Here is a 13043-nt window from a genome sequence, read left to right on the forward strand (position 1 = left end):
TCCCTAAACTCCTCAATATAACACTTCAAAGACTTCTATCTTATTTTTTTTACCTTTGAGCTTAACAATACCCACCTCTTTAAAAGAGAAATCATTTTGTGTTGCATCATATATACTACGTCCTACCAGTATTTGTCTACCCTTGGCCAAAGATTGTAATCGAGAGGCCACATTAACCTCATCTCCGATCGCAGTATAATCAACGTGATGGGGTGAGCCAATATTCCCAACCACCACCTCGCCGGAACTAATACCAATTCCGGTATGAAAATTGTCTCGAATCCAATGATTAGAGATTTCTTGTAAGCGATTTTGCATTCCAATGGCGGCTTCTATGGCTCGTTGTTCACAATTAGTCAGACTAGCGGGAGCGCCAAACATACAAACCATCATATCTCCGACAAACTTATTGACAGTCCCCCCATGTTCAAAAATGACATTAACCATCTCTTCAAAATAAATATTCAAATATTCGACAATTTTTTCCGGTGGCAATTCTTCGCACTTAGTGGTAAAATCGCGGATATCAGCAAATAAAATCACTAAATTTTTGCGGCAGTTTTTCAGCAAATTTTCATCTTTGGAGTTAATGACAGCCTCGACTAACTGAGGTGACATATATCTTTCCAAGTTGCTTTTAATCCGTTCTTCCTGCAATCGATATTCATGAAATCGGATATTTTCAATAGCATTAGCCGCCTGAGATGCGATCGCTGTCAATAGCTTTAAGTCACTAGCATTATAGGAGACAGATTGAGTGCTGAATAAAACAATAAACCCCAAAATCCGGTTTTGATGTTTGAGAGGCGAAAATAACAGAGCCGATATTTGGGAAGCCATGAAAGCAAAGCGAAAATCATAAGCAATATTATTAATAATTTCCGGCTGAGTAAAATCAAAAATAGCATCGGCAATTTTCTCAGCCAAGGGATAACTCAGTTGAGAAGATTCACCAGATACTACAATCATTTGACACTGTTGATTTGGTGGATTGTCCTGATTACAAGTCATCACAAAACCGCCAGTAGCTCGAATGGCTTGCATAGCTTCTTCTAAAATCAGTAAAGCCAAAGATTTATTATCCAAAACGGCACTCAATTTTTCCGAAATTCGGTAAAGCAGATTAATTTCCTTGTACCTTTCCAAGGTTTCATGAGCCAAAGTTTTCCGTTCCCATTCTCGATTAACTAAATAAGTGAGGAGGGAAGCGACTGTGGCGGCTTGTCGATCGCCTTCCACCCAACCAATAGATTGATTATGAAGTAAAATCGGATAAGTTTCTGTAGGGAGTGGTTGAAGGTTCCCCAATAGACAATTACCCTCATGGTCAAAAATAGAAATCGAGCCATTATTCAACTTAATCATTTCATCGATAATTGAGGCAATATCAGGAAAACGTAAAATTTGTTTAAGTTTAATCTTCATGGTTGCTACGGGAGTCTTCTAACAAAAATAGAAAGATATTAGCTAGTTCTTTTTCAAACTTAAAACTACGGACTAAATTATACTTTTTGGAAAATTCCGCATTAGCAATAACTAAATCTGGTTTCATGGCTCGAATTTGAGGCAAAAACTCTTCCTCCCCTTGGGTCTGAGATACAAGATAACCTTGAGTTTTTAGGACTTCATTTAAAATCTCAAGGGTAGAAATATCGCGATCGACAATTAACACCCGTTTAGGAGACTCTCCACGAGCAAACAAAGATTTAACTTCTTGTAATAAAGTTTCTTGAGCCACTGGCTTAGTTAGGTATTTATCAACCCCTACCTGATAGCCACGACTAACTGAGTCATCAGCGGAGACAACCAAAATAGGAATATGCTGAGTTTCCGGGTCATGTTTTAAAATAGCTGCCACATCAAAACCATTAATCTCCGGCATAATAATATCAAGAATTACTAAATCTGGTGGATTTTGTTTAATTTGACTAATGGCTTCTCGACCATCTTTTGCCAAGCGGACATTATAGCCTTCGGCATCTAATTCTTGACGCAATAACTCTCTAATACTTGGGTCATCATCCACGATTAAAATAGTCTTTTTCTGTTCTCCTATGGACTGATTATCCTGATATTTTTCATTAGTTAGGTGATTAATTAAAGATTGTAAATCGAGGGTTTTAACAGCGTTTTCAATGTCTTTAACGTCAGGTAAAGGCAAGGTAAAATAAAAGGTACTACCCACTCCCACCTGACTTTCTACCCAAATCGACCCGCCGTGATGCTGGATAATTTCTTGGCAAATTGGCAAGCCTAAACCAGTTCCTTGCGGTTTATTAGTTAGGGTATTACCTACCTGTTTAAACTTCTCGAAAACCTGTTCTCTATCAGCAGCATCAATACCACAACCTGTGTCTTTTACGGACACCTTAATCGCGGACTTGACCGCCATTAATTTTAATGTTACATTACCTGTTTCTGTGAATTTTACAGCATTAGAAATTAAGTTAATAAAAACCTGCATTAATTTATCATTGTCTCCCATAATATCGGGGAGATTTTCGGGAATATTAACAATTAATTTAATTGGCTTGTTATTAAATAAAGAAGTAGTGGCAGATATGGCTCGTTCTACTACTGTTTTGATAGATAAGGGTTCTATATGCCATTCGGTCTTACCAGCTTCCATTTTGGCAATATCAAGCACATCATTAATTAGATTGGTTAATCGTATGCCTTCGGAAACAATAATATCTACATTACTAGCGACTTGATTAACGGCTCTATTGATTTTCTTATCATCAGTTTTAATGAAGGGGAAAATCACATCATCGAGTTTTTTCTGAATCAATTTAGCAAACCCTAAAACAGAGGTTAAAGGTGTTCTTAATTCGTGGGATACGGTGGAGATAAAATCAGTTTTCATCCGATCTATTTCTTTTTCGGCTGTAATATCCCTAAATAATACGACTGAACCAATATATATTAATTCTTCTGAACCTGATGGGGAAGATACCTGTTTAAGTACACCCTTAGCGACGGCTTGACCAATGCGATCGCCTTCTAATTTCACCTCTCCCCCGAAAGCATCCAGAGGTTTAGCTTTAGACTGCAAAAGCAAATCCATCACATCCCCATCAAAGGCTTCGCTGCACAATTTACCGCGTATATCCACATCTCCCAAATCAAACAAATTAGCCAAAGCGGGATTAGTGCGAGTAATTTTACCTTCGGTATCAGTGACTAACAATCCATCAGCAATGTGGTCAATAATTGAAGTCAGATTAGCCAAAGTTTCCTGAAGTTCAACGGTAGCCATTTTCACCCTTTCTTCTAAATATTGATTAGCATCAGATAACTGTTGATTAAACTCTTTGATATCAGTAATCATCTGATTAAAAGTCCGAGCCAAAATCCCAATTTCGTCTTGAGTTAAAACGGGTGCTTGACAGTCAAAGTTGCCATCAGAAACTTTTAACGCAGTCTCAGTAATCGCCAGAATGGGCTGGGTAATTTTCCTGGTTAACAGATAGACAGCAATCAACAGTAAACTGATGGAAGTCAACCCTAGTAACAAGATATCTTTAGCAAGTCGATTAGCGGGAGCAAAGGCTTCTTGTTGTTCCATTTCGGCAATCAAAGCCAAATTTTGCTTCTCTAACCAGGTATATACCCCAATCACGGGAATACCATCATAATTGCGATAAATACCCTCTCCGGTTTCTCCCCGCAAAGCTGCATCAATTCCGGGACTGCTAACAGCTTGGATCAGTTTTTCTTCTCCGATTTGGTGACTAGAAATCAAAGCGCTTTGGCTTTCTAAACGACCGACCAAATAAGTTTCGCCACTGTTTCCTAAACCCGCCCTTTTTCGGATAATTTCATCGATGCTATTCAGGTTCAAATCTAGTGCAATGACAGCTATACGTTGATTTTCTGGGGGTAAATTAATATTGTTGGCTGATTGCACCAATTGTTCTAGGGTAGGGCGATCGGGTTGTCCAGTTACTGGGAGTCCATAGGCATTTTGAGCGTTTTCGATCGCTGTTTGGGTTTGCAGACCCCATATATTATCAATGGAACCATTATAAAACCCTCCGTTAGCCAACAGGGTTTGAATAGCAAGGATATCGTCTAACTCTGGTATATCGAGGGTGGCGCTAGTGGAAGAGGTAGGACGAAAAACGGGGGCGGCTAGGGTGATCATGGGTCGCCCAGTTTTGGTGGAGGTGTAAAAATTAGGACGGACTCGATCGCCTGACTCCATGCTTTCAAAATAGGTAGTGGTATTACCTAGAGGTTGATAGTTTCCGATAATGGTGGGGTCGGTAGAATAGATGATAATTCCGGCGGTAGTCAGTAGGGAAATGCGATCAATTTCGGGTTTGAGGGCGAGGAGGTGAGTTAATTCTTGGTTGATGATCTCTTGGGCTTGGGCTTTTTGGGCTTGTGTGGCGTTGGGGTCTACCAGAATTGCGGCTTGAGTCCTGACGGTTAAGTTACTAGCTGTAGCTAGGGTTTCTCGGCGTTGATTTTCGGCCCATTTGTTGACCTGATGGGCTTTAAGGGAGGTGGCGACTTGCAATCGTTCAAAAACTGATTGTTTCAGGGACTCCCGCGCGCGGATATTAACAGTAAAGCTAACCAGCCCAACGGTGACACCGGAAAGTAGAAAAAAGTAACCCACCAATTTTGACAGTAGGCTTTGATTGAGGAGTTTCATTTGTTTACCTCATGGAGACTCTGGCTATAACCTGATTCGGGTTCCTATGGTGGGCCATAAACTATTATTGCTCCCAATTGGAGAAAATTCCCTCAATTTGAGCGATCGCCCGATCGGCTGCCTGTTCTGGTGAGATACCATCAGCTACAATAGCACGGATCACCTGACCCCAAATATTATCCGATAGCACTTGAGAATAAGCCGGATTAAATGATTGTGCAAATGGCCTAGCTTGCTGATATTGCTGAACAGACGCTGAAATATGCGGATCTTCAGGATTTGTCCAAAATGGATCTTCTAATAGTTTTGGCATTACCGGAAAATAGCGTCCTTGAGCACCCTGGAGATAGGAACCTAAGTTCTCTGGTTGAATTAGATAGGATAGTAGACTTTTGGCTTGTTCCTGATTGGGGGACTCTTTAAATATAACAACCATTTTGACACTGGAAACGGAATTAAGGCGATCGCCATTCAGTGTGTTGGGCCAGTCGATGGTGACTAAATCTTGAAAATAGGTCTGGGTATCCTGACGCTGGGAACCGGGAATTGATAGGGATGGGTTAGCGGTTAAAATTGAATTTCGACTCAGGAAAGAGACGTTATTATCAGGATTTGCCCAATCGATGGCACTAGGGGGAACATAGCCATCTTTATAAAGGTTGGTGTATTCGGTCAAGGCGTTAATCAGACCTTGACGCACCCGGGGTTCCCTAATTTGCAGTTGTCCTGTGGGGCTGATTAATTGTACATTGTGGGCTGTTAAAAATTGCTCAAAGGTGAAGTAGGTATCACTGGCGGCGGGAGACATGGGAAAACCAAAGGCGTAGATATTTTGCTGACCCTGGGAACGTAATTCGTCTTGAATGTCTTTCCAAAATTGCCAAAATCCCTCCCAGTCTTGAGGAATGCGATCGCTACTAAATCCGGCTTGTTCAACTAGGGGTTTCCAGTAGTGAATATGAATAGTTTGCTGGCTGAGGGGGGCGGCATATTTCCCAGTTTGTCGGGTGTGGGAATTCTTGTATGCTACGGATTCCAGGGCTTCGCGATCGTAAATGCTTCGCAGGGGAGTAATTATATCCGATAGATCAACCAGTTGATTATCCCACGCTAAACTAGGGATTAAGGTTTCGACTTTGCCTGTGCTAAATAACAGGTCGGGAGGATTAACTGATGCGATCGCATTATTAGTTTCTCTCAGCATATCTGCGTCACTGTAGAAGGTCAATTCTACCCGATTTCCGGTCTCATTTTCCCACTCTTGGACTAATCTCTGAATCTCTTGAGTTTCTTCTGGATAAAAACCCTGTTGCCACCAAACCCTAAATGGCCTATCCCCAGCACCAGAACCCACAGACGATGGGGATGCGTTACAGGTAACTACCCCTAATGATAAGAAGAACAGAAGACCATATTTAATAAATTCTTGGCGTGTTTGCATGGTAAAATACTACCCACAACTATTGTGTCAAGTTAAATCATAACTATATCCAATTTTACCACGGAATCTATTAAGATTCTCAAGATTTGATCAGTTGACTGGATACCATAGCTGCTGGGGATTATTGCCCATCATTTAGTTAAGTTATCTTCCGAAATATTAAGCTATATAAACATGGATAGTTACATAATGTTAACTTCCTGTCTAATTCCGATAAAATTGATGTTACTCATGTTCTTGGTCTTCTTCTTCATCAGGGCGAGATTTGCGAGACTTGTTAAACCTTTTATTTTTGATGGCAATATCTTCATTCATAGTCCGAATTAACCAATAACTAGCAGCCAAAGCTAAACTCGCACCCGCCAAAGCGATCACATCGATTTTTTGATATTTATTGGTGTCAAAAATGATAATCTTTCGGGATACAGCAATTAAAGCTGTCACCACCACTAACTCAACTTGAACAATATGCTTTTTTAAATAAGCTGTTATATTTTCCAGCAACTCCAAAGCAATTAAAATATTCAAGAATAGCCCAAAAATCTCAATTAAAGTTGCATCAAAAAACCCGGTTGGCTTGGCAGCAAATAAATCCGTTAACAACACCCGAATTAAATCCACCAGAGAAACGATGATTACCAAAATTAAAGCCACGGACAAAATTTTAGAGACGCAATTCTCCACCCAGTGAATCATCCCCAAAAAATTCTCATCTTGAAACTGATTTAAAATTCGCTGCAACTTTTTTTTAAACATTGGGTTTATCCGTGATATAATTTAATTCGGCATTATCTTGGGGTTGATAATCAATCAATTGACGGGCGTTGTCAATGTTCCAAATCCGATTAGTATTGTTAGAAACCCCATAAAAAATCTGAAAACCCAAATCTTGATGATCTAGGGATTTTTGCACCAATTGCGCCAAATCTCTGGGACTACACCAAGTCTTCAAACTGCGATCGCTATTAGGATATGGCAAAAATGAACCAATCCGCAAGCAAATAATCGACATCCCATATTGGTCTACAAAAAACTGCGCCAACGCCTCCCCAAAAGCCTTACCAACCCCATATAAAGAATCAGGTCTCACGACCATTTCCGGGGTGATATGGGACTCTCCCATAACTTCTCGCCACCCGGAAACATGATTACTACTAGCATAAATTAACTGCTTTATCCCCACCCGTCTCGCCGCCTCAAAGACATTATAAGTTCCCGCAATTCCCCCCCGATAGACATCCTCCCAAGGCTGTTGTACGTCTGGGTTACTCGCCAAATGAATTACTCCATCAACCCCGTCCATAGCCTGGGATACTGCTTCAAAATCAGTAATATCGGCTATGATGACATCATCAGCACCAGAAATCGGTTTAAGATCCAAACATCGGAATTGGTAACAGCCAGCTAACAATTCTCGAAGCGATCGGCCAATTTGTCCAGCCGCACCCGTAATCAGAACCTTTCGCATTTCCTTTGTCAACCAGTCAAATTCATTCTGATTCTAACATTAACCTGTCATGATTTTAACTCTATTAGAAAATCCAATTGTTAGATTATACATCAATTTAATTGGCTGGGCTTTACTAGGATTTATTCTCGGCAAAAAACTCCCCGATAGTACATCCAAGTATTTAGGCCAGTTTCTCTATTGGATTGGTGTTCCCCTTGGTATCATTGCCTTTATGCGGGGAGTTGATATCTCTGGATATATTTGGATTTCCCCGATAGCGGGATGGCTTGCTATGTTGGTTGGGGCAGTTTTTGCGCGTTTTTGGATGGAATTAGAAATCAGTGATGAACGTATTAAAGCGATCGCTTCTGGTCTGATTAACCCTCGCGATTTAAAATCAGATCAACCCATCCCAGACACCGCCTGGACTCGACCAACCCAAGGCAGTTTTTTACTAGCTATGATGGTAGGAAATACCTCTTATTTAGGCTTTCCTGTAGTCTTGTCTTTAATCGGTCCTGAATACTTTTTATGGGCAGTCCTTTATAATACCCTCGCCACCAGTCCCGGACTTCACGGCATTGGCTATATGATTTCGGCTAATTATGGGAATAATCCCCTAGCACAACGTCGGAAAAGTCCACTACAAATTATTTTCGGAAATCCGGCTTTATGGAGTTTTGGGTTTGGGTTTTTTTTCCGCCATGTTCCCCTCCCAGACCTGGCAGAAAATGGTTTAAGAACTTCGGCTTGGTCTATTGTCACGTTAGCGATTATTATGATTGGGATTCAACTTAGTCAATTAGGGAAACTGCAAAAATTAAGCCAAGCGTTAATTTGTCTGGCTATTAAAATGATTGTAGTTCCGTTAGTAGTAGGAACAGGTTTGATGTTTTTGGGAGTGACAGGTTTACCGAGATTAGCTATTGTTCTCCAAATGGCTATGCCGCCTTCTATTGCTACGGTAATTTATGCGATCGCCTACGGTCTTGACAAGGATTTATCGGTAGCTACTGTAGCTTTAGGTTCGGTGGGTTTATTAATGACAATCCCGATGTGGTTATGGCTATTTGCGCCTTAAAATTAAATCGGTAGCATGGTAAACAATAGCATCAAATTCTGAGGGGTCTAAACTAGCGGGGTCGCGATAGCCTAAATTAATGCGATCGCACATTTTCTCATCAATATATTCCGATGCCAAAAACACCTTAATTCTCTGTAAATGCTGCCCAACCCTAATTAAATGACTAGCCACTAGGGGATTATTTAACTCTCCCGAATCAACCCAGGTTTTCACCTGTTCAGGAATAGCATAACCGAATTGATTAATAATATCCCCGTGGGTGGCAGAAATCCCCTCAGCCAACTTCCCTCTCACCACCAAAGTTCCCCCATCTCTGACCATATCTGCACAGTTATAAACGGCTTTAGCAGCCTGCCAAAAATCGGCACTTTTGTCATCCACAATAGCCAGCAATTTATCGCAGGGTTCAACAGTTTTTAAAAACAATTTAGCACTAAGTGCGGCCGCCTGACGATAGGAAGATTGTAAATCACCCACAAACACATCGACAATACCAGTGGGAAGGGTAACAAAGTTAACGGAAACGAAAGTAGCCGGAAAGGCTTGAGTAGCTAACTCTCCCACTTGAGCTAATATATCCCTAATTGGGTTATCCACTTTTGCCATAATTTCTTCAGTAGGGAAGAGGTTACTTTTCCAGTGAGTGTAATCAATTATGGCTTGATTAGCAATTCCCGGACACAGATATTTTGTCCCCCCAGAAAATCCCACAACTCGATGAGGAAATACACTCCCCAAACACATGACGACATCCTGATTCATCATCACCCTGTTTAACTTGACAGTGACCCCATCAATCACGCCAATTTCGACTAAATGACTATCATCAAAGGCATTATGATTTAACAGGTTTATCTGTTCAGCCTCTGTGGGGGATATTCCCAATTTATTGAGCATTTCGGTCTCAGTCATCGGTCGATGAGTTCCCAAGGCAAAGATTACGGTAATTTCTGGGGATAAACTTCTGTTAATAAAGGCTAATAATTGGGAAAAAAAGAGGTCAATAGGTGTGGAACGGGTGACATCTTCACAGATAATCAGAAGGCGATCGCACCGTTGATTTATGGACAACAAATAATCGGTTATTGTGCGGACAATAGCATCAACAGAAATCAGACTAACTGTTTCTAGGGTGATAATTTTCATACTCACTTAAATATCAGCAATTAGCGCCATCAAATCATGAAAGTAGGTTGGGTGCAACCCAACACCGTCAAATCATGAAAGTAGGTTGGGTGCAACCCAACACCGTCATCTGATGAAAGTAGGTTGGGTGCAACCCAACACCGTCAAATCATGAAAGTAGGTTGGGTGCAACCCAACACCGTCAAATCATGAAAGTAGGTTGGGTGCAACCCAACACCGTCAAATCATGAAAGTAGGTTGGGTGCAACCCAACACCGTCATCTGATGAAAGTAGGTTAGGTGCAACCCAACACCGTCATCTGATGAAAGTAGGTTAGGTGCAACCCAACACCGTCATCTGATGAAAGTAGGTTAGGTGCAACCCAACACCGTCAATCAACCCCTTCTCTAACCCCTCACCCAACCGCCGCCAAATCACCCATTTCAGCCATCCTTAAAAAAACTCCCAAAATCCCAGTTTTACCCCTTGACAAATCCCGCCACTTGACTTATTATAGAAGCATGGAAATCCGTGGCGACATATATATGCCTAGAAACGGGTCAAGGTTCTAATTAGGCAGTAAATCGAAAAAAGCGATCGCACTTTCAGCCCATCTCATAGACAAGTAGCTAAACGGAAAGCCGCCCAACCATCACCTACCCCCAACCGAAGATATTACCATCTTCTAAACTGACATTAGTAACCCCTTCCAGGACACCCACCAGTTGGTCAGAACCGGCTACATAAATAGCTGTACCACTATGAAAACCGCTGGGTAGTGACCCAATTTCATAGTCATCAGGGCTACCGAGCAAAACCACCATATCCTGATTTACCTGAAAGTCAGTTACTATGCTGTAACCTTCTCCCGGAAGCATTACCAAAGTATCATTTCCCTCGCCTCCCACCAGAGTATCAACACCTTGAGCGCCTCCAAATAGGATATCATTACCCTGGTCTCCAAACAAAATATGATTCCCATTACCTGCTACCAAGGTATCATTCCCCTGACCACCATAAATGGCATCATTGCCGTCGCCTCCAAATAGGATATCATCATCTTTATTTCCCAATAGGATATCATCCCCCTGACCAGCAACTAAGATATCATTACCCTGACCGCCAAACAGAGTATTATCTCCCTGGGAAACCTGGAGCCAATCATCACCTTGAAAACCCAGCAAAGTTTCATCAGAAGCCGTCCCGATAATTACATCATGATGGTCAGTCCCAAACCATTGATTGGGTAAAGGTTGAGTAATAGAGCCTTGATTCTCGGTTGGCAAAACTCCGGTAATTTGAGGCGGGAAACTATCCCAATTAATGACTTGATGAATTTCTGGTCTCCCCGGTGTGTCAGTACCATCTACTATCAACCTGCTAATAAAGGCATCCCGCTCACCACTATTGGTTTGCCCATCTAGGTCGCCCGCAGTCGAGCCCGCCACATAAATAGACCCATCACTACCGGTGGTCAGGGCACGAGCATGGTCATTCAACCTGGTTCCCAACAGGCGCGTCCAGTCTTGAGTACCATCAGGCTGGAACCTGCCGATAAAGGCATCCCATTCGCCACCACTATTGGTTTGCCCGTCTAGGTCGCCCCCAGTCCAGCCCGCCACATAAATCGAGCCATCACTACCGGTGGTCAGGGCACTAGCCGAGTCCGAAGCACTGGTTCCCAGGAGGCGAGTCCAATCTTGAGTGCCATCAGGCTGGAACCTGCTGATAAAGGCATCACCCCTACCACTACCACTATTGGTTTGTCCACCTAGGTTGCCTTCAGTATAGCCCGCCACATAAATCGAGCCATCACTACCGGTGGTCAGGGCATGAGCCACGTCCCCACCACGGGTTCCCAACTGGCGCGTCCAGTCTGTAGTGCCATCAGGCTGGAACCTGCTAATAAAGGCATCAGGCACAAAATAAAAACCACCACTATGGGTTTGTCCGTCTAGGCCGCCAAAAGTCCTTCCCGCCACATAAATAGACCCATCACTACCGGTGGTCAGGGCATGAGCCACGTCCCAAAGCCTGGTTCCCAACAGGCGAGTCCAGGCTTTAGCGCCATTGGGCTGGTACTTAGTGATAAAGGCATCTTCCTCACCACTATAGGTTTGTCCGTCTAGGTCGCCCCGAGTCCTTCCCGCCACATAAATCGAGCCATCACTACCGGTGGTCAGGGCATGAGCCCCGTCACCGTCACTGTTTCCCAACAGGCGCGTCCAGTCTTGAGTGCCATCAGGTTGGAACTTGGTGATAAAGGCATCAGGCCAGCTACCACTATTGGTTTGTCCATCTAGGTCGCCCCAAGTCGTACCCGCCACATAAATCGAGCCATCACTACCGGTGGTCAGGGCATGAGCATAGCGCGAATCACCGCTTCCCAACAGGCGCGTCCAATCTTGAGTGCCATCAGGCTGGAACCTGCTGATAAAGGCATCAGCCCTACCACTATTGGTTTGTCCGTCTAGGTCGCCATAAGTATAGCCCGCCACATAAATCGAGCCATCACTACCGGTGGTCAGAGCAGTAGCCGAGTCCTCCTCACCGCTTCCCAACAGGCGCGTCCAGGCGAACTCTGGCGGCGCGGACATCTGTACTGCTACTGGTTCACCTTCTACCCCACTGAATCCCTGTGAGGGCATGAAATTCTGAGAATCTGATGATTCAAAAATATGGAATATTTCGCTAGTATTGTTCATTAGGGTATCCCCCTCCAATGGAGCCATGGGGATTTCATACCTGGATTGGTATTTACATGGCTAACGACAATTGTACTTGGCTCTCAATATAACCGGCCACCATCAGGGCTAAAAAAAAGCGATCGCACCATTTCCCCACACTCTCTAAAACCCGCTACCAATCAGCAGATTACGCAATCCTAAAAAAACTCTAAAAATCCCAATTTTTGCCTTGACAAATATGGGAGCTTTACTTATTATTAAATCATGGGAAACCGTGCCGACATATATAATGGTTTTTTGAGCCTATAGCTCTGGGTAGGTTGGGTGAAACCCAACAGCGGTGAGATGGTGGTGTTGGGTTCCGTTCCTCCACCCAACCTACTTAAATAGGCTATATAACCGGCCACCCTCATTCTTAAAAAAAGCGATCGCACCATTTCCCCACACTCTCTAAAACCCCCCACTCATCAGCAGCTTAGGCAATCCTAAAAAAACTCTAAAAATCCCAATTTTTGCCTTGACAAATATGGGAGCTTTACTTATTATTAAATCATGGGAAACCGTGCCGACATATATAATGGTTTTTTGAGCC

General features: G+C 42.8%; 8 protein-coding genes. 1 reads left to right on the forward strand and 7 read right to left on the reverse strand.

Annotated features, from left to right (window positions below; genetic code table 11):
• Nucleotides 1–12: 12 nt before the first annotated feature.
• The 5 genes from HFV01_RS21645 to HFV01_RS21665 all read right to left on the reverse strand — a co-directional run bounded on the left by HFV01_RS21645 (nt 13) and on the right by HFV01_RS21665 (nt 7572).
• A complete protein-coding gene (locus HFV01_RS21645) occupies nt 13–1425 on the reverse strand; it encodes an adenylate/guanylate cyclase domain-containing protein (RefSeq protein WP_006669861.1) in 1413 nt (470 codons plus the stop codon).
• Nucleotides 1415–4663, reverse strand: coding sequence for a response regulator (locus HFV01_RS21650; protein ID WP_193520374.1), 3249 nt, complete (start codon nt 4661–4663; stop codon nt 1415–1417). The genes HFV01_RS21645 and HFV01_RS21650 overlap by 11 nt, the downstream gene beginning before the upstream one ends.
• A gap of 64 nt (nt 4664–4727) precedes the next feature.
• Nucleotides 4728–6104 (reverse strand): ABC transporter substrate-binding protein, encoded by a 1377-nt coding sequence (locus tag HFV01_RS21655; protein ID WP_008057445.1) that lies wholly within the window; start codon nt 6102–6104, stop codon nt 4728–4730.
• Nucleotides 6105–6329: 225 nt separating this feature from the next.
• Nucleotides 6330–6860, reverse strand: a complete 531-nt coding sequence (locus HFV01_RS21660; protein WP_006670944.1) for a phosphate-starvation-inducible PsiE family protein — start codon at nt 6858–6860, stop codon at nt 6330–6332.
• Nucleotides 6853–7572 carry an NAD-dependent epimerase/dehydratase family protein gene (locus HFV01_RS21665; protein WP_006621263.1) on the reverse strand — a complete coding sequence of 240 codons (720 nt, stop codon included), beginning with the start codon at nt 7570–7572 and terminating at the stop codon, nt 6853–6855. Before HFV01_RS21665 ends, HFV01_RS21660 begins: the two co-directional genes overlap by 8 nt.
• A gap of 49 nt (nt 7573–7621) precedes the next feature.
• On the opposite strand from HFV01_RS21665, the gene HFV01_RS21670 reads away from it, so the two are divergent.
• A complete protein-coding gene (locus HFV01_RS21670; RefSeq protein WP_008057450.1) occupies nt 7622–8635 on the forward strand; it encodes an AEC family transporter in 1014 nt (337 codons plus the stop codon).
• Here HFV01_RS21670 and HFV01_RS21675 read toward each other — a convergent pair.
• Entirely contained in the window at nt 8621–9784 is a 1164-nt protein-coding gene (locus HFV01_RS21675) for a lactate racemase domain-containing protein (RefSeq protein ID WP_035758710.1), read from the reverse strand. The genes HFV01_RS21670 and HFV01_RS21675 overlap by 15 nt on opposite strands.
• 636 nt (nt 9785–10420) lie before the next feature.
• Nucleotides 10421–12469: an SBBP repeat-containing protein gene (locus tag HFV01_RS21680; RefSeq protein WP_315639493.1), complete on the reverse strand. Its 2049-nt coding sequence runs from the start codon at nt 12467–12469 to the stop codon at nt 10421–10423.
• Nucleotides 12470–13043: the final 574 nt, after the last annotated feature.

This window comes from Limnospira fusiformis SAG 85.79 (assembly GCF_012516315.1).
Taxonomy (GTDB): domain Bacteria; phylum Cyanobacteriota; class Cyanobacteriia; order Cyanobacteriales; family Microcoleaceae; genus Limnospira; species Limnospira fusiformis.

What these genes read in the sequence shown, in the direction of transcription:
- HFV01_RS21645 (WP_006669861.1), bottom strand. Translation starts at nt 1,425, where the DNA reads ATGAAGATTAAACTTAAACAAATTTTACGTTTTCCTGATATTGCCTCA.
- HFV01_RS21650 (WP_193520374.1), bottom strand. Translation starts at nt 4,663, where the DNA reads ATGAAACTCCTCAATCAAAGCCTACTGTCAAAATTGGTGGGTTACTTT.
- HFV01_RS21655 (WP_008057445.1), bottom strand. Translation starts at nt 6,104, where the DNA reads ATGCAAACACGCCAAGAATTTATTAAATATGGTCTTCTGTTCTTCTTA.
- HFV01_RS21660 (WP_006670944.1), bottom strand. Translation starts at nt 6,860, where the DNA reads ATGTTTAAAAAAAAGTTGCAGCGAATTTTAAATCAGTTTCAAGATGAG.
- HFV01_RS21665 (WP_006621263.1), bottom strand. Translation starts at nt 7,572, where the DNA reads ATGCGAAAGGTTCTGATTACGGGTGCGGCTGGACAAATTGGCCGATCG.
- HFV01_RS21670 (WP_008057450.1), top strand. Translation starts at nt 7,622, where the DNA reads ATGATTTTAACTCTATTAGAAAATCCAATTGTTAGATTATACATCAAT.
- HFV01_RS21675 (WP_035758710.1), bottom strand. Translation starts at nt 9,784, where the DNA reads ATGAAAATTATCACCCTAGAAACAGTTAGTCTGATTTCTGTTGATGCT.
- HFV01_RS21680 (WP_315639493.1), bottom strand. Translation starts at nt 12,469, where the DNA reads ATGAACAATACTAGCGAAATATTCCATATTTTTGAATCATCAGATTCT.